Source organism: Aequorivita soesokkakensis (assembly GCF_001641085.1).
GTDB classification, from domain to species: domain Bacteria; phylum Bacteroidota; class Bacteroidia; order Flavobacteriales; family Flavobacteriaceae; genus Aequorivita; species Aequorivita soesokkakensis.
Genome location: NZ_LXIE01000001.1, coordinates 302,113 through 324,258 on the forward strand (window position 1 = coordinate 302,113; position 22,146 = coordinate 324,258).

Genomic DNA, 22,146 nt, shown 5'->3' on the forward strand with positions numbered 1-22,146 from the left:
AAAGTAGCTAAAACGAAAACCAAAAACCTTGAACTATTTAAACCTTTTTCGCTACCAAAATTTACTCTTCATTGCCCTTGTGCAGATTTTCATCAAGTATGGCCTTTTCCGTCCTCTTGGTATTGATACAACTTTAAACGCCTTTAACTTCACATTGCTCGTTGTTGCTACGCTTTGCATCGCCGCAGCGGGAAACATCATCAACGATATTTATGATGTGGAAATTGACAAAATAAACAAACCCAACAAAGTATTGATCGGCAAAAAAGTTTCTGAAAGAACTGCAAATCGGCTTTTCATTATTTTAAATATCCTTGGGGTTGCAATAGGGTTTTATCTTTCAAATAGCATCGGAAAACCAGGATTTGCGGCACTTTTCATCGTGTTTTCCGCATTGCTTTATTTATACGCTTCCTATTTAAAAGGAATGTTGCTGATAGGCAACGTCTTAATCTCGGTATTGGTGGCTATGAGCCTTGTTATTGTAGCACTTTTTGATCTCCTTCCGGCAATTACTCCCGAAAACCAAGCTTCACAATCGGCGGTTTTCAAAATTGTTTTGCATTATTCCCTGTTTGCGTTTTTTATTAATCTAATCCGTGAAATTGTAAAAGATTTACAAGATATAAACGGCGATAAAAAAGGCGGAATGAACACATTGGCAATTGCCCTGGGCAGAAAAAGAACGATAACAATAGTTTTCCTTTTGGCAGTTTTTATGGTTGTAGCCGTTGTTTTTTATATGTATGAGCATATTTACAACCAACAATATTTACTGCTTTATTTTCTATTTGCCATTGTGGCGCCACTGCTTTATTTTTGTTTAAAATCTTGGTCTGCAGAGACAGCGAAAGAATTTGCCTTTCTTTCAAGATTATTGAAAGTCATAATGTTTTTGGGCATTTGCTCAATCCCTCTTTTTCATTATCTTTTTTGAACTAAATACAGAAAAGTAAACTTGCAACCTGAAACCTAAACAAAAAAATGCTTCGCGAAAAACTTAAGAATTATAATATCATTCTCGCTTCCGGCTCGCCGCGAAGGCAAGCGTTTTTTAAGGAACTGGATTTAGATTTTACAATTCAAGTAAAAGAAGTGAAGGAAGTGTATTCTGAAAAATTAAAACATTCAAAAATAACAGATTACCTTTCACAACTTAAAGCATCAGTTTTTACAAATTTATCAGAAAATGATATTTTGATTACAAGCGATACCATTGTTTGGAAAGATGAAAAAGCAATGGGAAAACCAAAAGATTTTGAAGAGGCGACAGAAATGCTTCTCGATTTAAGCGGACAAATGCACGAAGTAATCACTTCGGTTTGTTTCACTTCAAAAGAATTTCAAAAAACGGTGAACGACGTTACCAAAGTTTGGTTCAAAACAATTTCCGAAGCAGAGATAGATTATTATCTAAAAACCTACAAACCCTTTGATAAGGCTGGAAGTTACGGCATTCAGGAATGGATTGGCTACATTGGCATCGAGAAGATTGAGGGCTGTTATTTTAACGTTATGGGACTTCCAACGAGACTTGTTTATAAAACGTTAACCCAGATTGCCGACCGTTAAAATTTTGGTATTTTTGGGCAAATTCGCCACAGTAATGAAGTTTCCAAAAATACTTTCCATTTTTTTTATTTTTAGCTTATTTCTGGCTTGTAATTCTTCCGAAGAAAAAAAGATTTCTAAAAATTTACTTCCTAAAAAAGAAGATACAAAAACTATAACGCCACGGACTGTTTCAAATGAATTTAGAGAATACTGGTATAGCGGCAAGGCAGAGATTACTTCCTATGCATTAATGCAGGAACGCTATGGTGAAATTCGCGAAGGCATTGCCGTAAACATTTTTGTGACCGAGGATTTTTTGCCAAATGAACAGGTTAAAGCGAATAATACTTCCACAGAAAACATTTCGGTTTTAAAGCTGAACCAGATGAAGAATTTCAATACTGGCATTTATCCCTATTCAATAATGACAAGCGCTTTCAGCCCAATTTCCACCACAGACCACGCGCTGAAAGTGAATAATAGTGTGCAGGAATGGTGCGGGCAGGTTTATATGCAACTCAACAATCGCAATAATTTTGAAATAGAAAGTCATTCCTATTTTCAAGGGGAAGCAGATCAAAACCTAACGTTGCCAAAAACGTGGTTGGAGAACGAGCTTTGGAACCTCGTCCGAATCAATCCCGAGGAGTTGCCAACGGGCGATATAATGATTATTCCCTCGTTTGAATATTTACGTCTTCGGCATAAGGAAATAAAGGAACACAACGCTTTCGCGAGTTTAAAACAAGGGGATTCAATAACGATTTACACCTTGAATTATCCTGATCTGCAACGCCAATTAATGCTTTTTTTCCACAGCACATTTCCGTATGAAATTGAAAAATGGGAGGAAGTAAATGCCGCGGACCAAAATGATACCTTACGGCTTAAAACCACTGCAATAAAAATGAAGCGAATGCGAAGCGCTTACTGGAAAGAAAACGGAAACGATTCCGCTCATCTTCGGGATTCATTGGGCTTAAGATAAATTCAAAATTATGATATACTTAGATTTAAAAGAATACTCGCTGCAATTGATTGAGTCCGCAATATTGATTGTGGGTTTGTTTTTTTTGAGATTTATCCTGAAAAGAACCGTTCGCAACTTCGCCAAAAAAATTGAACGTCTTGAACACCGCACCGGGCTTATTATGAAGCACGTTGATTTTGCCGTTTTCTTTTTGATCGTGTTAGGGTTGATATTAATTTGGGGCGTGGATTTCCGCAATTTGGGCCTTGTAATGTCTTCAGTATTTGCCGTAATTGGAATCGCTTTTTTTGCGCAATGGTCCATTTTGAGCAATGTTACGAGCGGCGTGATTATGTTCTTTACTTTCCCATATAAAATAGGCGATTATATAAAAATCCACGATAAGGAAATGCCCTGTGAAGGAATTATTGAAGACATTAAAACTTTTCATATAATTCTTCATACCACAAACAACGAAATTATAACCTACCCAAACAGTATGATGCTCCAAAAAGGCGTGAGCATAATTAAGGCAGATGAGTTTTATGAGCAACAAATGAACGAAACTGACAAAAATAAGGAAGAACTGCCGCACGATTAATTTTCGCAAATAAGTATCTTTGAAGGGTTTTCGAATAAATCAGCAACAATTTTATGCAAAAAACATTTTTTTTCAGACTTCTATTTTTATTTTTAACAATAGCAGCCACCGCCCAAAACCCTAAAAAACCTGCCGCTTCCGAAATATTTCAATCCCTTCAAAAACTCAATTTTGTTGGTTCAGCGCTTTACATTGCCGCCCATCCCGATGACGAAAATACACGCCTGATTTCCTATTTGGTGAATGATGTACACGCAAATACTGCATATCTTTCAATAACCCGTGGCGATGGCGGGCAAAATTTAGTGGGTCCGGAACTGCGCGAGCTTTTGGGCGTTATCCGTACGCAGGAGCTTTTGGCCGCACGAAGAACAGATGGCGGGCAACAATTTTTTACACGTGCGAATGATTTCGGGTACAGTAAAAATCCCGATGAAACCTTTGAATTTTGGACCCGAAATGATGTTTTGAGCGATGTTGTAATGACCATTCGCAAGTTTAAACCAGACGTTATCGTAAATCGGTTCGACCACCGCAGTCCCGGAAGCACGCACGGCCATCACACAGCTTCAGCCATGTTGAGCGTTGAGGCTTTTGATTTAGTTGGTGACGCTGCAAAATTTCCAGAATCTGCTAAAGAATTTGGCGTTTGGAAACCACAACGGCTCTTTTTCAACACTTCGTGGTGGTTCTATGGAAGCAAGGAAAAATTTGATAAAGCAGACAAATCGAAACTCGTTTCGGTGGAAACTGGAAACTATTTCCCATCGCTCGGCCTTTCCAATGGAGAAATTGCTTCATTGAGCCGTAGCATGCACAAATCGCAAGGTTTTGGCAGCACCGGTTCGCGTGGTACTGAAACGGAATATCTGGAATTATTGGAAGGCACAAAACCTGCAGAAAACAATCTTTTTGAAGGAATAAACACAACTTGGTCAAGGCTTGATGGCGGAAATGAAATTGGAGCGATTTTAAATCCCCTGGAAGAAAATTTCAATTTTAAAAATCCTTCGGAAATGCTTCCACAGTTGCTTAAAGCATATCCTTTGGTTTCAAATTTAAAGGATGAACATTGGAGAAACATCAAGCTTGAGCAACTGAAACAACTTATTTTAAACTGCGGTGGAATTTTTATTGAAGCCGCTTCCGAAGTAAATTCTGTAAACCCGAACCAAAATTTTAAAGTAACTGTTGAAGCCATCAATCGCGGAAAAAGTGATGTTTCTTTGAAATCCATAAAAAATTCCGAAGGAAAAATTCTTTGGAATGAATCGCAAACACTTCCCTTTAACGACGATAAAAAGATTGAAGTCACAGTTAATTCCGGAAATCACAATCCTCAATATTCCTCTCCATATTGGTTAAATGAAAAGGGAACTGTTGGCATGTATGTTGCGCCCGAAAAATTGATAGGGTTACCCGAAACACCAGCTTTAGAGCAATTGATTTTTGAGCTTCAATGGGGAAATATTACCATTCCCTTCACAAAAAATATTATTTACAAATTCAACGATCCCGTTAAAGGAGAGGTTTACAGGCCCTTGGAAGTACTTCCAAAAGTTACAGCGTCTATCCCCGAAAAGGTTTTGATTTTTGCAAGTGAAGCATCTGAAACTGTTTCGGTTATTGTTCGTGCTGGGAAAGATAGTATTTCAGGAAATGTGAGTTTACAACATCCCGATGGGTGGAAAATTGAACCTGCGCAGCAATCATTTCTTCTTAACAGAAATGGCGAAACACAAACTTTTAATTTTACGGTAATTCCGCCGAACGGTCAAAGCGAAGGCTTTTTAAAACCTATTGTAAATGCTGAAGGCCAAACTTTTGACAAGGAATTGGTTATTATTGATTACGAACACATTCCGTATCAAAGCGTGCTTTTGCCTTCGGAAGCGAAAATTGCAAAGATTGCCATTCAAAAAAAAGGGCGAAATATTGGGTACATAAATGGCGCTGGCGATGCCATTCCCGAAAGTTTGAAGCAGATTGGGTATTCAGTTACAACGATTGATCCTTCATCAATTTCAGAAAATACTTTAAAGGGTTTTGATGCAATTGTAGTTGGAATACGTGCCTATAATACCGTTCCCGAGCTTGCTTTCGCACAACCCATTCTCAATAAATATGTTGAAAATGGTGGGACTATGATCGTTCAGTATAACACGAGCCACGCTTTAGTATCTGAAAATCTTGCACCCTATTCCCTAAAACTTTCCCGCGATCGCGTAACCGATGAATTTTCTGAAGTAAAAATTCTCGCCCCCGAAAATCCACTTTTAAACACACCCAATAAAATCACCCAAAAAGATTTTGAAGGCTGGGTACAGGAACGCGGGCTCTATTTTCCGAATGAATGGGATAAAGAATTCACGCCAATATTGGGAATGAAAGACAAAGGCGAGGTCGAAACAAAAGGTGCTTTGCTCGTGGCGAAATACGGAAAAGGGTATTATATTTATACGGGACTGAGTTTTTTCCGCGAACTTCCCGCTGGTGTTCCCGGAGCTTACAGATTGTTTGCAAATATGATTTCAATCGGAAAATAATTTTTGAAAACGTGACCGAAGAAAAACAAAAATTCGTTTGGAAATGGAGCTATACTTTGGTGCTCCTGCTCAATGCCGTTTATATCTATCTGTTTTATCTACTAATGCAAAACTTCACTTAGATGCAGCAGATTGATTGGATAGTTTTAATAGGAACCCTCGTTTTCATCGTTCTTTATGGCACTTGGAAATCGCGACAGCACAAAGATGTTGGCGATTATCTAAAAGGAGGCAGCAACGCACATTGGTGGACAATCGGCTTGAGCGTTATGGCCACACAGGCAAGCGCCATTACCTTTCTTTCCACGCCCGGCCAAGCTTTTCACGATGGAATGGGGTTTGTACAGTTTTATTTTGGGCTTCCCATTGCAATGGTGATTATTTGTTTGGTTTTCATACCAATTTATCACAAGCTCAATGTTTACACGGCTTACGAATATTTAGAAAGCCGTTTTGACAAAAAAACACGAACACTTACCGCAATTCTCTTTTTAATCCAACGCGGACTTGCTTGCGGAATAACCATTTTCGCGCCTTCCATAATTCTTTCCGCGGTCCTTGGCTGGAATTTGGTTTATCTGAATATTATCATCGGTGTGCTTGTAATAATTTATACAGTTAGCGGCGGAACAAAAGCCGTGAGCGTTACCCAAAAGCAACAAATGGCAGTAATTTTCTTCGGAATGTTGATTGCTTTTTTATTGATTTTGAATTATCTGCCGCTAGATATTTCATTCACCAAAGCGCTTGAAATTGCTGGCGCGAACGGAAAAATGGACATACTCGATTTTTCTTTCGATCTTAATAACCGATATACTTTTTGGAGCGGAATTATTGGCGGAACATTTTTGGCCCTCTCCTATTTTGGAACCGATCAAAGTCAAGTGCAACGCTATCTTTCGGGAAGAAGTGTAAAACAAAGCCAGATGGGTTTAATTATGAACGGCTTGCTGAAAGTACCGATGCAGTTCTTTATTTTGTTGGTGGGAATTATGGTTTTCGTTTTTTATCAGTTCAACGCTTCGCCACTTCACTTTAATCCTGCGGCAGTTAAGGATGTGAAAAAATCTGAATACGCTGGGGAATATAAAGCTTTGGAAGTGAAAAAAGAAGCGATTGATAAAGAACTAGCCGCAACCCAAATAAGTTATTCAAAGGCTGAAAGTGATTTGGAAAAGCAAAATTTCGCTAAAGAAATCAAAACGCTAAACACATCTGAAAATCAATTGCGAAAGCAATCTGTGGCGATTATCAAAAAAGCCAATCCAAATGCTGAAACGAATGATAAGGATTATGTTTTTATACACTTTATTCTTAACAATCTTCCGCGCGGCTTGATCGGTTTGCTTTTGGCTGTAATTTTAAGCGCTGCAATGTCCTCAACTGCTTCCGAACTCAATGCTTTGGGAAGCACAACCGCCATCGATCTTTACAAACGAAACGTACCTGGAAAACGCGAGAAACACTACGTTACCGCTTCGAGAGGATTTACACTTTTATGGGGAATCATCGCGATAATAGTTGCTTGTTCGGCACATTTATTCGACAATCTTATTCAATTGGTAAACATTATCGGCTCCATTTTCTATGGAAACGTTTTGGGGATTTTTCTGCTTGCATTCTTTATAAAATTCGTGCGAAGCAAAGCCGTTTTTATAGCTGCTTTTATCACACAGTTTTTGATATTCATATTATTTTATTGGGCAATCCAATATTATGGAGGTATGGATAAAGTTCCATATTTATGGTTGAATTTAATAGGTTGTGTTTTGGTAATGGGAATTGCCGTTTTACTTCAGGTTTTATTGCCTAGTCAAAATAACAGTGATGATACTTTAAAATAAAAAAATGAAAATATATTTAATATTATTTTGCTTAATATTTACTTCTTTTACAGTTTTTGGACAAAACAAGGAAAAATGCAGCGAACTGCTGAACAGAACGATTACAGCAACAGATCTTGATGAAAATATTGATGAATTCTTACTTAATTTAAAAACTCTTATACTTTGTGAATTTGATGAAATAGATTATCAAATTTTTATGGGGCCAGAAGGCAATATGCCTATAATTGGTAGTTTTCTCTTTACGTTTATAGACGAAATCCAAAATAATAAAAGCTATACTTTCGAAAATTTAAAAGAGACACTTTTAGATATTAAAAATAAACCTGAATATTCCCAAATAAAAAATATTGTAGAAGCACAAAATGCTATTATACAAAAGGAAGCTTCAGTTATAAATTGGGAATCTGACAAGCAACTGCTTACAAAAATGGGTTTAATAGACGAGCAACTAAATGAAATCTATACAATCGTTAAAGACAATGAAAATAAACCCTATACCGAAATATTTTTGATCTATTCCGATACTTTAAACGCGCAAAAGGAAAAGCAATTAATTCAGCAACAAAAGAAGAACGATGAATTTAAAGATAAAAATCCTGAAAGTATTGAGTGGGTAAAAGGACTATATGCATATGATTCGTATTCAAAAGGGTTAAAAAAATCAAAAGAAACTAATAAGCCAATTTTACTTTATTTCACGGGATATGCTTGCGTTAATGCAAGAAAAATGGAAGATAATATTTTATCTGAATATGAAATTCAGGATTATATAAATTCAAATTTGGTTTTCGTGAGTTTACTTGTTGATAATAAACAGCCGCTAAAAGAGAATGAAATATTTTATTCAGATTTTTTTAAAAAGGAAGTAAAAACTGTAGGACTAAAAAATCTTGAAATTCAAATAACAAAATTCAACTCAAACGCCCAACCACTTTTTGTTTTACTTGATATGGGCGGAAATGAAATTGCACGCATAGGTTATATTACAGACATTAAAATATTTAGTGATTTTCTTCAAACTAAAAAATAACAAACTTGCTATTAATCACTTTAGCTCGATTCTGAAACTCCTACCCATTCCCACAATATAGATTACCTGAAAATCAATTTAGAAATCCTATTATTTCCCGAAGCAAAAGCAACGCTATAATTCACAAACTCAATAAAAACAAAAGTTTCCATATAATTCAACTTTTTATTACTTTTGCTAAAGTAAATCGGCAAACATTTTGAATGAAACCAAAGTTTGAAATAGTTTTTCTTGAACAAGCTATTGACTTTATGTCCAAATTGGATGCTAAAGCAAAAAGGAAACTCTATTACAATTTAGATAAAGCGAAATTCGAAAACGATCCAAAACTATTTAAGAAATTAACGGAGGAGATTTGGGAATTTAGAACGCTTTACCAAGGAATTCAATACAGACTTTTTGCATTTTGGGACAAAACCAACAAAATCGAAACGCTTGTTTTATCAACACACGGGATTATTAAAAAAGTGAGTAAAGTACCCAAAGGAGAAATTGAAAAAGCAATGAAAATTAGATCTGAATATTTCGATTTAAATTAACTCAGTTACTTCGACAAATAAACTTAAAGTTATGGCAACAAAAAATAAAAAAATGAAAATGATGACGCTGGACCAAATGAAGGATAATGACATTGGAAAAGTTGGAACAGCCGAAAGAGACAAATACGAATTTGATTTACGAATGGAAGTGCTTGGCGATATGATAAAGTCTGTCCGAAAAGAACGCAATCTAACTCAAGAACAACTCGGAGAATTAATCGGGGTTCAAAAATCACAAATCTCGAAATTGGAAAGAAATACTAAAAACGTAACGATAGAAACGATTTTAAAAGTTTTTCAAGCATTAAAAGCAAATGTCCGGTTTAGTGTTGAAATCGACGAATCGGAATTTAAAGTTGCATAAATCGTTATAGCTATTTGGCAATAATTACTCCTTAAAAACCAACTTCGAAATCCTATTATTTCCCGAAGCAAAAGCAACGCTATCATTCACAAATTCAATAGCAAAAAAACCTTCTTTTGAGAGTTCTTTCCAGTTTTTTCCGCCATCGCCACTAAACGAAATTCCGGGCGAGCCCACGGCCACAATCCTCTGCCCTTCCGTTCCCGGAACAAATTTCACTGAGGAACGATAACCGGGCTCTTTGCCATTTGCAATGAGTTTCCAAGTTTTTCCACCATCTTTCGTTATTGCTTTGTTGCCTTCGTTAAAAGGCTTGTCTTCCCAATTTCCACCGAAGATAATCCCATTGTTTTCATCCAGAAAATCTATACTGTAAATTCCCGTCATTGCCTTTCCTTGAACAATTGGAGTATCGAAAATTTCCCAAGTTTTTCCTTTGTCCGAAGTATGCATAACCCTTGATTTTCTTCCGCCTGTTGCAACCCAAGCATTTTTGCCAAAAATGGCAATATTACTATTGCTTGCCGCGAAAGCCGCTTCGCCCTTTTCCACTTTCGGCAGATTTTCACAGGAGATTTTTTTCCAAGTATTGCCACCATCGCGGGTAATAATTACGGACATACAATTTTCAACGGGATCGCCAATGGCAATGCCTTCATTTTCGTTCCAAAATTTCATGGAATCGTAAAAAACATCATCGCCTTTTTCGGTATAAACCTCTTCAATATTGGTAGCTTCCGAACCGTTAAAACCAATTTTATAAAGCACGGCAGGATTCGCTATACTTAAAACAAAGACCGCATCCTTAGTAGCGGCAATTGAACGAAAATGAAGCAGCGAGTCACCATATTTTATTACCGCGAGTTTTGGCGTATCACCGTCAATCAGGCCCACTTTTCCTTTATCGGCGGCGAACCAAACCTTGTTTTCATCCAAGGGCTGAATAGCACGGATGCTTAAACTATCAATAAATACAGGGGTTATTTTTACTGAACTGAATTCAATTTCGGTTTTCTTTTCACAGGAAAAAAGGAGAAATACGGTAAAGATTGTAACTACAAAACGCATACATTTTATTTTCTTCAAAAGTAACGATTCTAAAATTCCAAATCACAGAAACCAAATTCCAAAAGTTGAATTCTTTAAATCGATTTCGATTTCACTTTCGATTTCGGTTTCATTTTAAAAAGATACCTTTGCACCCAATAAATCACACTAATGAAATTACACCGAAACTTAGTATTCGCCACAATAGATTCCCTTGACTTAATTTTCAACGAAAATAAGCAGGCTGATAAAGTACTTAAAAACACCCTGAAGCGCGACAAACGTTGGGGTGCGCGCGATCGCGCCTTTATTGCGGAAACAACCTATGATATTGTGCGTTGGAAACGATTGTATTCTGAAATTGCCGAAGTGCGGGAGCCTTTTGATCGTCCAAATCTTTTTAGGCTTTTTGCTGTTTGGGCAACTTTAAATGGAATAGCGATTCCAGAATGGAAGCAGTTTGAAGACACACCAACCCGCCGAATTAAAGGAAAATTTGATGAACTTTCAAAAATCAGAAAGTACCGTGAGTCCATTCCTGATTGGTTGGACGAATTGGGACAAAAGGAATTGGGCAAAAAATGGGATAAGGAAATTGCAGCTTTAAACCAGCAAGCTGATGTGGTTTTACGCGTAAATACGCTAAAAACCACTGTTGATAAACTTCAAAATGAATTAGCCGATTTAGATATTGAAACCGAAATCTTAAAAGGCTATCCCGATGCTTTAAAGTTGAAGGAACGCACAAATGTTTTCACAACCGATGCTTTTAAAAATGGCCATTTTGAAGTGCAGGATGCTTCTTCACAAAAAGTTGCTGAAATTCTCGATGCAAAACCTGGTATGCGAGTGATTGATGCTTGTGCAGGAGCCGGTGGAAAAAGTCTTCACATCGCGACGATGATGGAAAATAAAGGGCAACTGATTTCGATGGACATTTACGAAAACAAGTTAAACGAGTTGAAACGACGCGCCCGTAGAAATGATATTTTCAATATTGAAACCCGCGTGATCGATTCCACGAAAGTGATAAAAAAATTAATCGATAAAGCCGATAAGGTTTTGATTGACGCACCTTGCTCTGGTTTGGGCGTTTTAAAGAGAAACCCAGACGCAAAATGGAAATTGCAGCCGGAATTTTTGGATAACATTCGTGCAACCCAAAAAGAACTTTTGGACAGTTATTCCCGAATGGTAAAACCGGGTGGACAATTGGTTTATGCAACCTGTTCTATTCTTCCTTCAGAAAACGAAATGCAGGTTAAAGCCTTTTTGGCTAGGGAAGAAGGAAAAAACTTTACGTTGATAAATGAAGAAAAAATAATGCCCAGCAAAAGTGGTTTTGATGGTTTTTATATTTCTTTACTTCAGAAAAAATAAAAATTTTATTTTTTATAAAAAGAAAAGAGCGGGCAAAACCCGCTCTTTTTATTTCAATTAATTTATGTATTTCTGAAAATTATATGTCAGTTCGAGCGCAGTCGAGAACTATTCAACAATAATTCTTCCTGTTTTAAAGGATTTTGTTTCCTTTCCTCCTACTCTCACAAGGTAAACTCCGCTCGCCACCTCGCTCATATCAAGCTTGGCTTTAAAGGAATCGCCCATTTTGTCGAGCATTTTTACTTTAAGTTGTTGGCCCAACATATTGTAAATAGAGATGTAAGCCTGTCCCTCATAAGCAGTGATTAATGTAATCTCAAATTGCTTATTGCCTTCGGTAGTAATAACCAGTTCACCATTTCTGATTGAAAAGTCATTAACGCCAAGCGTACCAATATTTGCGGTGTAGTCTTCGGTTTCGCCAAAAGAAGTTTCTTCACAGGCATCAGCTGGCACAGGGGCATTCCAATTAGTTTTGGCGCGCATTCTGTGCGGACCGTTTGCTGCTCCGGCGGGAACAACCAAATCCATTGTTTGCGTATATGTTCCTGCTCCTTGACCTGGAGCAATTACAACATTATTCACAACTACTTCATTTGCGGTAAATGTTGAATCATCATTATAATCAATCCAAACTTTTACAAATTGATCACCATAACCTGTAGTAACGGTCAATTGGTTAGTGCTATCTGGCGCCAAATTGGCAACCAGGTTTGTAAAATCACCATAACCTTCACAACCAGATGGATTGTTGATATCGGCAACTGCAAACAATTGAAAACCATCTCCGAAAGAACAATCTATATTAGGTTGACACAGAACATGTTCAATTTCTGCAGTAACAGCATCATTTGCAGCGTTTACATCAGTTGCCAATGAAGTTGAAACTGTTACGTTATATGTTCCGAGTGCAGTAAAATCTGCAGTTTGTGCAAAACTGTAACTCATTTCCTGTTCGGAAGCGATTGGGCCAGAAAAGGTTTCAACAACAGGTGTTCCGCCATCGATAACATATTGCACATTAAAGTTTGACTGTGTAGCAGCTCCAAAGTTTTTAATGGTTGCAGTTATTGTTTCATTCTCCAAACCAGGTCCAGAAACAGGCGCGGTAATTTCAATTGCACCTACGTCATTGGCCAAAAGGTTTGTAATGTCTTTTGTGAATGGATCGTTCGCTGGAAATTCGTCACCAGACAAATTGGTTCTCACTTCAATAGAATAGGTTTGTCCAGAATTTGACAAATCTACTGTTTGTGCAAAAGTATAAGTTGCGGTTGCGCCAGATGCCACAGTTCCGGTGAAAGTTTCCGAAGCTAGTAAAGTGCCATCAACTCGAAGTTCCACAGGGATGTTTGATTGTGAACTGCTTCCAAAATTGCGGATGCTTATTTCAACTGTCTCAGCATTTGTCAAAATACCATTCACGGGCTGAATCAGTGCATTTACACCTACGTCATTTGCAAATCCACCAGATAAAGTAAAGGCTGCAATCTGTGTTCTCCAGTTGTTATCTGAAGAAAAATATTCCGCAGTGTGCCAAAAGGTGAAGTTATCCGGATCTAAAGTAAGATGTGAATAATCTCCAAATCTATTGGTGAAAGTTTGTACTCCGGGCCCTTGGATTATTTCGGTTTCAGCAACAGTCATTTGCCCCAAAGGGTCACCATCAAATCTTCCGGTATATCTAATTCCAGCTTTAAGCGTTGCACTGGCAATGTTGAAAGCCAAACCAATATTTCCGGCAGCGTCCATTCCCGCGCTGCCCATAAAACGGCTGTGGCCATCTGCGGGAGCATAGGTTCCCTCTTGATAAATAGACCAAGGATTGGAAGCGTCATTTCGCAATTCAATCCATCTTACACCAGAGGTATCGTTATTGTCAATATCTGTATTAAAAGTAATTACCCAGCTATTGTGATCTGCAAAACTTCTATAGTTTGGAGCGTATGAAATTACACCGCCAATCATATCTATTTTTTGGTTTGTACCCGGTTGTTGCACATCTCCAGATCCGAAGGGTGCGAATACAGAATTAAATGGCGCTGTAGGGATTTCCAAAGGAGCTGAGATTGTGGAATTGCTTGTTGTTACCCAATCCAACTCAACTTCCCAAACCTTTAAATGGTCAAAACTTACTCCAGACCAACCATCGTCCTGTAAATATGTAATATAACCAGGAACATCAGCTGGAAATGTAGTGCCCAATAAATTTGCAGGCTCTGGGCTTAAAACAGTATTGTTGTTCTGAACCATTCCCGGAAGTGGAAATCCAACAATTTTCGGACTGGGCCCGCCGGCAAGCATTACATCCCTTTCAACCGCATACACTTTATTTGTTGTACCAATATTTGCGGTTAGATAATATGCATCGTGCCAAACGCTGTAATGTGGATAATCCGGAAAGCTTCCAAAACTATATTGGTACACATTGTATGCACCGGTTGGATCGCCAGTTTCTGAAACTCCAATTGCCAAAGAATTACTCCCAGAACCAAATTCACTTACAAACCAGCGATCTGCCAATTGATCATAAAGTACAATTGGATCACCAGAGTTGGAACCAATTCCCAAAAAAGTACCCAATGCCACTGGACCAACCAATAAATTACCGGTTTTGTCGAATATCTTTACAATTGAATTTACGGCGTGAACATAATGGTTTGGACCTACAGCTCCCGTTGGATCTGGCGGTACAAATCCAGATTCTGAGGATGAGGCTCCAATAAAGTTTTGCTCAAGCGCTCTGGTCTGGATATTTCCAAAATCCTTTTGTACAGTTTGGTCAAAGCCATTTGGCAAGGCATCTTCATTTACCTGTTCGCGATAGCGCGATCTGTTTTGCACTACTTTAATTTCTTTTACACTTTGGTTTTCTTCTTCTTCTTGAATGGCGAAGTCACGCAGTGGAATTGTTTTCCCAATAAAAGTCCCAACAATTACCTCATCGGGCGGAAAAGTTTGTTGTGCCTGCATTACTAAACAAAACAATAGGAAGCTTGCGAAAAATAATTTTTTAAATTTCATGGTTTGTTTATTAAAATTTATAAAAATAAAGGTAGTCCATATATTTTACTTTTAAAAGCTTGATACCAGAAGTTTAAAACAATTTGAAAAAACATAATTCTCGTATGTTTAAGTCTTTAAAATTCCTTCAAAATTGGTTAGCTTTGCACCTTCAAAAATGAACTAATATTCAAAAGGATGATTCACTTTTTTGGGAATGTTGAAAACACCGTTTTTGCAGTCCAAACCCACGGAACTATTTCAGAAGAAAACATTAAAAAATTGGAGTGGCTTTTCGGCAACCAACCTAAAATAAAGCAATCCGTCCTGTCCACAAACGCGGCGGATTTTTTTGTTGGGCCACGTGCCGCAATGATAACTCCGTGGAGCACCAATGCCGTGGAAATAACCCAAAATATGGGTATTGATGGAATAATTCGAATTGAAGAATTTCACAATAGCAAGGTTGAAAAAGCAACTTTCGACCCTATGATTTCGCAGAAATTCAACCAATTGGACCAGGATATTTTTGATATCCACATTCAGCCCGAACCTATTTTGGAAATTGAAAATATTTCAGAGTACAACCAAAAAGAAGGGCTCGCCCTGAATGCCGAAGAAGTTGAATATTTGGAAAACCTTTCAAAAAAACTGGGCAGAAAACTAACCGACAGTGAAGTTTTTGGTTTTAGCCAAGTGAACAGTGAGCACTGCCGCCATAAAATCTTCAACGGAACTTTTGAAATAGACGGCAAGGAAATGCCTTCTTCCCTATTCAAACTAATTAAAAAAACATCTGCCGAAAATCCAAACGATATTGTTTCGGCATATAAAGACAACGTGGCTTTCGTAAAAGGCCCAAAAGTGAAGCAATGGGCACCAAAAAGTGGCGATAAGCCTGATTGGTACGAGGAAAAAGATTTTGAAAGCGTGATTTCCTTAAAAGCGGAAACCCACAACTTCCCAACAACCGTAGAGCCTTTTAACGGTGCCGCAACTGGAAGCGGCGGCGAGATTCGCGACCGTTTGGCTGGCGGTAAAGGTTCGTTGCCTTTGGCGGGAACCGCAGTTTATATGACTTCTTATTCTAGATTAGAGGAAAATCGTCCTTGGGAAAAAGCAATGAAAGAGCGCGATTGGCTATACCAAACACCTTTAGATATTTTGATAAAAGCCAGTAACGGCGCTTCTGATTTTGGAAATAAATTCGGGCAACCCTTGGTTGCGGGTTCTGTGTTAACTTTTGAACACGAAGAGGAAGCGAGAAGATTAGGCTTCGATAAAGTTATCATGCTTGCTGGTGGAATTGGTTACGGAAAAGCCAGTCAAGCCATTAAGGGCAAACCGCAGGAAGGCAATAAAATAGTCGTTCTAGGTGGTGACAATTATAGAATCGGGATGGGTGGTGCCGCGGTTTCTTCTGCAGACACTGGCGAATTTAGCAGTGGAATCGAGTTGAACGCCATCCAACGAAGCAATCCCGAAATGCAAAAACGTGCCGCAAACGCAATCCGCGCAATGGTTGAAAGTGATGAAAACCCAATTGTTTCCATTCACGATCACGGTGCCGGTGGACACCTAAATTGCTTGAGCGAATTGGTGGAGGATACTGGCGGAAAAATTGATTTGGATAAACTCCCTATTGGCGACCCTACCCTATCCGCAAAGGAAATTATGGGGAACGAAAGTCAGGAGCGCATGGGCTTGATTATTGGTGAAGAAAATATCCAAAAACTGAAGAAGGTTGCAGACCGAGAACGTTCGCCAATGTATGAAGTTGGAAAGGTTACCGGCGATCAACGATTCTGTTTTGAAAACAAAAAAGGTGAAAAGCCTATGGATTTCGCTTTGGAAGATATGTTCGGCAGTTCGCCAAAAACCATAATGAAAGACAAAACCGTAAACAGAAATTACAAAAATGCTGCTTACGAAGTTTCAAAAATAAAGGAATACGTTGCCCAAGTGCTTCAATTGGAGGCCGTGGCCTGTAAAGACTGGCTTACCAACAAAGTAGACCGTTGCGTTACGGGCCGTGTTGCAAAACAACAAACTGCTGGACCGCTACAGCTTCCGTTAAACAATTGCGGCGTAATGGCGCTGGATTATCACGGAAAAGAAGGTGTTGCCACAAGTATCGGGCATTCGCCATTAACTGCTTTGATTAATCCTGCTGCGGGTTCTCGAAATGCAATCACCGAATCTTTGACCAACATTGTTTGGGCGCCGTTGAAGGATGGTTTGAAAAGTGTTTCCCTTTCAGCAAACTGGATGTGGCCTTGCAATAATGAAGGTGAAGACGCTCGTTTGTACGAGGCAGTGAAAGCAGTTTCAGACTTTTCAATTAATTTGGGAATCAACGTTCCCACGGGAAAAGATTCGCTTTCAATGAAGCAGAAATACAAAGATGGGGAAGTGATTTCTCCCGGAACCGTAATTATTTCGGCAGCGGGAAATTGTAATGATATTAAAAAGGTTGTTGAGCCAGTTCTGCAAAGAAATGGCGGCAGCATTTACTACATAAATATTTCACAGGACGATTTTAAACTGGGCGGTTCTTCTTTTGGACAGATTTTAAGTTCAATCGGAAATGATGCGCCAACCGTAAAAAGTGCCGAATACGTAAAAACTGTTTTCAACACTTTACAGGAATTGATAAAGGAAGACAAAATACTTGCCGGGCACGATGTGGCTTCGGGTGGATTGATTACAACGTTACTGGAAATGTGTTTTGCGGATGTGAATTTGGGAGCAGATTTGGATCTTTCTGGTTTGGGTGAAAATGATTTGGCAAAATTACTTTTTGCTGAAAACTGCGGCGTTGTAATTCAAGCATCGGATGATGCTTCAGTTGAAAAAATGCTTTCTGAAAATAATATTGATTTCAAAAAAATCGGTACTGTTTCCGAAAACGAAACGCTTCATATAAAAAACAATTCCGAAGAAATTGCATTCAGCATTTCTGAAATGCGCGATGTTTGGTATAAAACTTCCTATTTATTGGATAAAAAACAAAGCGGTGAAAAGCTTGCTAAAGAACGTTTTGACAATTATAAAAATCAACCGCTGAAGTTTGTGTTTCCAAAGGAATTTAATGGAAGTCTCCCTGTCAGTTCGAGCGCAGTCGAGAACGCTGCATTGAGACCTAAAGCCGCTGTTATCCGTGAAAAAGGAAGCAACAGCGAGCGCGAAATGGCATATATGATGCACCTTGCAGGTTTTGATGTAAAGGATGTGCATATGACCGACCTTATTGAAGGTCGCGAAGATTTGGAAGATACAAAACTATTGGTGGCCGTTGGTGGTTTCAGCAACAGTGACGTTTTGGGAAGTGCTAAAGGTTGGGCTGGATCGTTTTTATACAATGAAAAGGCGAATACAGCATTAAAGAATTTCTTTGCGAAAGACGACACGCTTTCGCTGGGCGTTTGCAACGGTTGCCAGCTTTTTGTGGAATTGGGTCTTTTAAATCCCGAAGACGAAGAAAAACCAAAAATGCTTCATAACGATACCGGAAAGTTTGAATGTGTGTTTACTTCGGTGAAAATTCAGGAAAATAATTCTGTTATGCTTTCAAGCTTTGCGGGAAGTACTTTGGGAATTTGGTCGGCGCATGGCGAAGGGAAATTCAGTTTTCCGAAAGCTGAAAGTCACTATAATATTGTTGCAAAATATGGTTACGATTCATTGCCCGCAAATCCAAACGGCAGTAATTTCAACACCGCAATGATGAGCGATAAAACTGGAAGACATTTAGTGATGATGCCGCATTTGGAGCGTTCTACTTTCCCTTGGAATTGGGCGTATTACCCAAAAGATAGAAAAAAAGATGAAGTTTCGCCTTGGATTGAAGCGCTTGTGAATGCTAGAAAATGGATTGAGAATAAAAATTAAGCTTCTTTTAATAAGAAAAACTTTCTTCAAAAAATGTATATTTAAGGAATGGCAAATTTTGTCATTCCTTTTTTTGTTTCGCTCGTAAACTTAAAAAAAATCGCTATTTTCACTTCCTTAACAATACTATCATGACAGACCCAAAAAGACTCTTCGACTTCCCATATTTTCAGCTTGAAAAATACCCACAGGAAAAAGCACTTGTAACAAAATACAATGGCAAATGGGAATCTACATCCACTCAGGAATACATAGACAAGGCAAATGCAATAAGCCGTGGTCTATTGCGAATGGGCGTAAAACCCAATGATAAAATTGCCATAATATCCATGAGCAACCGTACCGAATGGAACATTTGTGATATTGGCATTATGCAAACCGGGGCGCAGGATGTGCCAATCTATCCCACTATTTCGGAAGAAGAATATGAATATGTACTGAACCACAGTGAGGCCATATATTGCTTCGCTTCCTGTAAAGAAGTTTACGATAAGGTGCAGCAAATTCGCAATAACGTTCCGTCACTTAAAGAGGTTTATACTTTTGATGAAATAAAAGGTGCCAAAAACTGGAGCGAAGTTCTTGAAGAGGGAAAAGATGATAGCAATCAAGAAGAAGTTGAAAAACGAAAGGAAGCAATCCACGAAGATGATATTGCAACTTTAATCTATACTTCCGGAACTACCGGAAAACCTAAGGGTGTAATGCTTTCACATAAAAACATTGCTTCAAATTCCAAACATAGTGCAGAGCGTTTGCCAATTGATTTGGGACACTCAAAATCCTTGAGTTTTTTGCCCGTTTGCCATATTTATGAAAGAATGATCTTGTATATGTACCAGTACTGCGGAGTGAGCATCCATTATGCGGAAAGCTTAGAAACCATTAGCGAAAACCTTAAAGAAGTGCAGCCCGAAGTAATGACCGCAGTGCCGCGTTTGCTAGAAAAGGTGTACGATAAAATCTACGCAAAAGGCGCCGAGCTTACGGGAATAAAGAAAAAATTATTCTTTTGGGCCATAGATTTGGGCCTTAAGTATGAACCCTATGGCCAGAATGGTTGGTGGTATGAAACCCAATTGAAACTTGCCAATAAATTAATTTTCAGTAAATGGCGTGAAGCTTTGGGCGGCAACCTAAAAGCCATTGCCTCTGGAAGCGCTCCTTTGCAGCCCCGTTTGGCACGCGTTTTTAACGCTGCGGAAATTCCTGTAATGGAAGGTTATGGACTTACGGAAACCTCACCCGTAGTTTCCGTGAACGACATGCGCAACCACGGATTTAAAATTGGAACCGTGGGGAAAGCTTTAAAAGAAACGGAAATTAAAATCGCGGAAGATGGCGAAATACTCGTGAAAGGACCTCAGGTAATGATAGGTTATTACAAAAACCAAGAACAGACGGATGAAGTATTGAAAGGTGGCTATTTCCACACAGGTGATATTGGCGAAGTTGATAGCGAAGGTTTCCTAAAAATTACCGACCGCAAAAAGGAAATGTTCAAAACCAGTGGTGGTAAATATGTAGCGCCACAGCTTTTGGAAAACGCAATGAAACAATCACGCTTTATTGACCAAATAATAGTAATTGGCGAAGGCGAAAAAATGCCAGCGGCACTAATTCAACCTGACTTTGATTTTATTAAGGAATGGGGAAGCAAGAAAGGAAGAAACATTTCTTCAGACCCAAAAGAAATGGTTAAGAACCAAGCAGTGATAGACCGAATCCAAAAAGAAGTGGATTTTTACAACGAACGCTTCGGCCAGTGGGAAAAAGTGAAAAAGTTTGAATTGACCCCCGATGTTTGGAGTATTGAGGGCGGACAACTCACCCCAACAATGAAAATGAAACGTAAAATTATTAAAGAACAGTATAAAGATTTGTATGATAAGATTTATGGGCATACTTCGTAAATAATTATGAATTGGATCCTTCTAATAATTGGTGGCCTTTTTGAAGTAGCTTTTGCCGCTTGCTTGGGAAAATTCAAAGAAACCTCCGGTATCGATTCAAAATTGTGGTTTGGCGGATTTCTTGTTTGTCTTTTTATAAGTATGTTTTTGCTTATAAAAGCTTCAAAAACGCTCCCAATAGGCACCGCCTATGCAGTTTGGACTGGAATTGGTGCCGTGGGAACAGTTTTAGTCGGTATTTTCTATTTTAATGAACCCGCCACCTTTTGGCGCGTTTTTTTTCTTTCAACTCTTATACTTTCAATAGTAGGATTGAAATTTGTAACCCATTAAAGTTGCGTTAAACCCACTTTATTCTTTAATTGAACAGTATTGATTTCTTACCTTTAAAGAGTAAGAAATCATTGAAAATGAATACTCTTTGGACCATCGGTCATTCTACCCGAACATTTGACGAATTTTTAAAATTGCTGAATTCCTTCAATATTGAAATATTGGTGGATGTGCGCCATTTTCCCGGCTCCCGGAAATTTCCGCAGTTCAATAAGGATAGTCTGGAAGAATCACTTCCCGAAAACAAAATTGAATACAAACATCTTGTTGATTTGGGCGGTCGCAGAAAACCAGAACCAAATTCAAAAAATGATGCTTGGCGGCTCGATTCCTTTAAAGGTTATGCAGATTATATGGAAACGGAACAGTTTCAGCAATCTCTAAAAATTCTTAAGCAAGTCGCTTCAAAAAAAAAGACTGCTATTATGTGTGCTGAAGCAGTTTGGTGGAGCTGTCACCGCTCTCTTATTGCTGATATTTTAAAAGTTGAAGGTTGGTCCGTAATGCATATTATGAGTGAAAATAAAGCAACGGAACATCCGTACACTGCCCCAGCAAATGTTATTGATGGAAAGTTGAATTATTCAGCGGAGAAAGTATAATTTGTTATTAATTTACTATGCGTGCATAATAAAATTTTGTATATTTGGTATTCCATTTTTTCAAAGTCTTTTAATGAAGGAAAAAACAATAGATTATATACTGCGCTCCACGTGGATGAGCGTTACAAAAATGTACAATGAAGAGGCCGGGAAAAAAGGAAGTACAATGGCCACGGGCTTTGCACTTATAAGTATTGATCCCGAAGAAGGTACACCCTCTACGGCACTTGGACCCAAAATGGGAATGGAGGCTACGAGCCTTTCACGTACTTTAAAATCTATGGAGCAAAAAGGCCTTATTGAGCGCAAACCAAATCCTGAAGATGGCCGTGGCGTGTTGATACACTTAACGCCCTACGGAAAGGAAATGCGGGAGTTTTCTAAGCAAGTGGTTTTGGGTTTTGATGAAGCTGTTCAAAAAAATGTTTCATTGGAAGAACTGCAAACATTTAAAAAAGTGGCCAATACAATTACAGAACTGGTCAATTCAAAAAAAATATACGATTCAGATAAATAATATAAT

General features: G+C 38.4%; 17 protein-coding genes. 15 read left to right on the forward strand and 2 right to left on the reverse strand.

Annotated features, from left to right (window positions below; translation table 11 throughout):
• The first annotated feature begins 28 nt into the window (after positions 1 to 28).
• From A7A78_RS01450 to A7A78_RS01490, 9 genes are all read left to right on the forward strand, one after another.
• Positions 29 to 937: a geranylgeranylglycerol-phosphate geranylgeranyltransferase gene (locus A7A78_RS01450; protein ID WP_068760515.1), complete on the forward strand. Its 909-nt coding sequence runs from the start codon at positions 29 to 31 to the stop codon at positions 935 to 937.
• Positions 938 to 984: 47 nt separating this feature from the next.
• Positions 985 to 1,572 (forward strand): Maf family nucleotide pyrophosphatase, encoded by a 588-nt coding sequence (locus A7A78_RS01455; protein WP_068760517.1) that lies wholly within the window; start codon positions 985 to 987, stop codon positions 1,570 to 1,572.
• A gap of 34 nt (positions 1,573 to 1,606) precedes the next feature.
• Positions 1,607 to 2,542: a septum formation inhibitor Maf gene (locus A7A78_RS01460; RefSeq protein WP_068760519.1), complete on the forward strand. Its 936-nt coding sequence runs from the start codon at positions 1,607 to 1,609 to the stop codon at positions 2,540 to 2,542.
• Between the two features lie 10 nt (positions 2,543 to 2,552).
• Positions 2,553 to 3,125, forward strand: a complete 573-nt coding sequence (locus A7A78_RS01465; RefSeq protein ID WP_068760521.1) for a mechanosensitive ion channel family protein — start codon at positions 2,553 to 2,555, stop codon at positions 3,123 to 3,125.
• A 53-nt stretch (positions 3,126 to 3,178) separates the two neighbouring features.
• Positions 3,179 to 5,671 (forward strand): PIG-L family deacetylase, encoded by a 2,493-nt coding sequence (locus A7A78_RS01470; protein WP_068760523.1) that lies wholly within the window; start codon positions 3,179 to 3,181, stop codon positions 5,669 to 5,671.
• A 122-nt stretch (positions 5,672 to 5,793) separates the two neighbouring features.
• Complete coding sequence (locus A7A78_RS01475; RefSeq protein ID WP_068760525.1) at positions 5,794 to 7,515, forward strand: sodium:solute symporter family protein; 1,722 nt, start codon at positions 5,794 to 5,796, stop codon at positions 7,513 to 7,515.
• Positions 7,516 to 7,519: 4 nt separating this feature from the next.
• The gene (locus tag A7A78_RS01480) at positions 7,520 to 8,548 is read left to right on the forward strand and encodes a thioredoxin family protein (RefSeq protein ID WP_068760527.1); all 1,029 of its coding nucleotides are present in this window, start codon (positions 7,520 to 7,522) and stop codon (positions 8,546 to 8,548) included.
• 203 nt (positions 8,549 to 8,751) lie between these two features.
• A complete protein-coding gene (locus tag A7A78_RS01485; RefSeq protein WP_068760528.1) occupies positions 8,752 to 9,087 on the forward strand; it encodes a type II toxin-antitoxin system RelE/ParE family toxin in 336 nt (111 codons plus the stop codon).
• A gap of 31 nt (positions 9,088 to 9,118) precedes the next feature.
• Positions 9,119 to 9,451 carry a helix-turn-helix domain-containing protein gene (locus A7A78_RS01490; protein WP_068760530.1) on the forward strand — a complete coding sequence of 111 codons (333 nt, stop codon included), beginning with the start codon at positions 9,119 to 9,121 and terminating at the stop codon, positions 9,449 to 9,451.
• Positions 9,452 to 9,475: 24 nt separating this feature from the next.
• On the opposite strand, the gene A7A78_RS01495 is transcribed toward A7A78_RS01490, so the two are convergent.
• Positions 9,476 to 10,537, reverse strand: coding sequence for a WD40/YVTN/BNR-like repeat-containing protein (locus A7A78_RS01495; RefSeq protein ID WP_341271708.1), 1,062 nt, complete (start codon positions 10,535 to 10,537; stop codon positions 9,476 to 9,478).
• A 132-nt stretch (positions 10,538 to 10,669) separates the two neighbouring features.
• On the opposite strand from A7A78_RS01495, the gene A7A78_RS01500 reads away from it, so the two are divergent.
• On the forward strand, positions 10,670 to 11,878 hold the full coding sequence (locus A7A78_RS01500; RefSeq protein WP_068760534.1) for an RsmB/NOP family class I SAM-dependent RNA methyltransferase: 1,209 nt from the start codon (positions 10,670 to 10,672) through the stop codon (positions 11,876 to 11,878).
• Between the two features lie 108 nt (positions 11,879 to 11,986).
• Here the strand turns inward: A7A78_RS01500 and A7A78_RS01505 are convergent, their stop codons facing one another.
• A complete protein-coding gene (locus tag A7A78_RS01505; RefSeq protein WP_068760536.1) occupies positions 11,987 to 14,905 on the reverse strand; it encodes a GEVED domain-containing protein in 2,919 nt (972 codons plus the stop codon).
• A gap of 177 nt (positions 14,906 to 15,082) precedes the next feature.
• On the opposite strand from A7A78_RS01505, the gene purL reads away from it, so the two are divergent.
• The 5 genes from purL to A7A78_RS01530 all read left to right on the forward strand — a co-directional run bounded on the left by purL (position 15,083) and on the right by A7A78_RS01530 (position 22,140).
• The gene (purL, locus tag A7A78_RS01510; protein WP_068760538.1) at positions 15,083 to 18,775 is read left to right on the forward strand and encodes a phosphoribosylformylglycinamidine synthase; all 3,693 of its coding nucleotides are present in this window, start codon (positions 15,083 to 15,085) and stop codon (positions 18,773 to 18,775) included.
• A 131-nt stretch (positions 18,776 to 18,906) separates the two neighbouring features.
• Positions 18,907 to 20,688 (forward strand): AMP-dependent synthetase/ligase, encoded by a 1,782-nt coding sequence (locus tag A7A78_RS01515; RefSeq protein ID WP_068760540.1) that lies wholly within the window; start codon positions 18,907 to 18,909, stop codon positions 20,686 to 20,688.
• A gap of 6 nt (positions 20,689 to 20,694) precedes the next feature.
• Positions 20,695 to 21,021, forward strand: coding sequence for a DMT family transporter (locus A7A78_RS01520; protein WP_068760542.1), 327 nt, complete (start codon positions 20,695 to 20,697; stop codon positions 21,019 to 21,021).
• A gap of 77 nt (positions 21,022 to 21,098) precedes the next feature.
• Positions 21,099 to 21,623 carry a DUF488 domain-containing protein gene (locus A7A78_RS01525; protein ID WP_068760544.1) on the forward strand — a complete coding sequence of 175 codons (525 nt, stop codon included), beginning with the start codon at positions 21,099 to 21,101 and terminating at the stop codon, positions 21,621 to 21,623.
• A 73-nt stretch (positions 21,624 to 21,696) separates the two neighbouring features.
• Positions 21,697 to 22,140 carry a MarR family winged helix-turn-helix transcriptional regulator gene (locus tag A7A78_RS01530; protein ID WP_068760546.1) on the forward strand — a complete coding sequence of 148 codons (444 nt, stop codon included), beginning with the start codon at positions 21,697 to 21,699 and terminating at the stop codon, positions 22,138 to 22,140.
• Positions 22,141 to 22,146: the final 6 nt, after the last annotated feature.

Bases quoted from the DNA above. Each gene is read 5' to 3' on its own strand.
- A7A78_RS01455 (WP_068760517.1), top strand. From the start codon at position 985: ATGCTTCGCGAAAAACTTAAGAATTATAATATCATTCTCGCTTCCGGC.
- A7A78_RS01460 (WP_068760519.1), top strand. From the start codon at position 1,607: ATGAAGTTTCCAAAAATACTTTCCATTTTTTTTATTTTTAGCTTATTT.
- A7A78_RS01465 (WP_068760521.1), top strand. From the start codon at position 2,553: ATGATATACTTAGATTTAAAAGAATACTCGCTGCAATTGATTGAGTCC.
- A7A78_RS01470 (WP_068760523.1), top strand. From the start codon at position 3,179: ATGCAAAAAACATTTTTTTTCAGACTTCTATTTTTATTTTTAACAATA.
- A7A78_RS01475 (WP_068760525.1), top strand. From the start codon at position 5,794: ATGCAGCAGATTGATTGGATAGTTTTAATAGGAACCCTCGTTTTCATC.
- A7A78_RS01480 (WP_068760527.1), top strand. From the start codon at position 7,520: ATGAAAATATATTTAATATTATTTTGCTTAATATTTACTTCTTTTACA.
- A7A78_RS01485 (WP_068760528.1), top strand. From the start codon at position 8,752: ATGAAACCAAAGTTTGAAATAGTTTTTCTTGAACAAGCTATTGACTTT.
- A7A78_RS01490 (WP_068760530.1), top strand. From the start codon at position 9,119: ATGGCAACAAAAAATAAAAAAATGAAAATGATGACGCTGGACCAAATG.
- A7A78_RS01500 (WP_068760534.1), top strand. From the start codon at position 10,670: ATGAAATTACACCGAAACTTAGTATTCGCCACAATAGATTCCCTTGAC.
- A7A78_RS01505 (WP_068760536.1), bottom strand. From the start codon at position 14,905: ATGAAATTTAAAAAATTATTTTTCGCAAGCTTCCTATTGTTTTGTTTA.
- purL (WP_068760538.1), top strand. From the start codon at position 15,083: ATGATTCACTTTTTTGGGAATGTTGAAAACACCGTTTTTGCAGTCCAA.
- A7A78_RS01515 (WP_068760540.1), top strand. From the start codon at position 18,907: ATGACAGACCCAAAAAGACTCTTCGACTTCCCATATTTTCAGCTTGAA.
- A7A78_RS01520 (WP_068760542.1), top strand. From the start codon at position 20,695: ATGAATTGGATCCTTCTAATAATTGGTGGCCTTTTTGAAGTAGCTTTT.
- A7A78_RS01525 (WP_068760544.1), top strand. From the start codon at position 21,099: ATGAATACTCTTTGGACCATCGGTCATTCTACCCGAACATTTGACGAA.
- A7A78_RS01530 (WP_068760546.1), top strand. From the start codon at position 21,697: ATGAAGGAAAAAACAATAGATTATATACTGCGCTCCACGTGGATGAGC.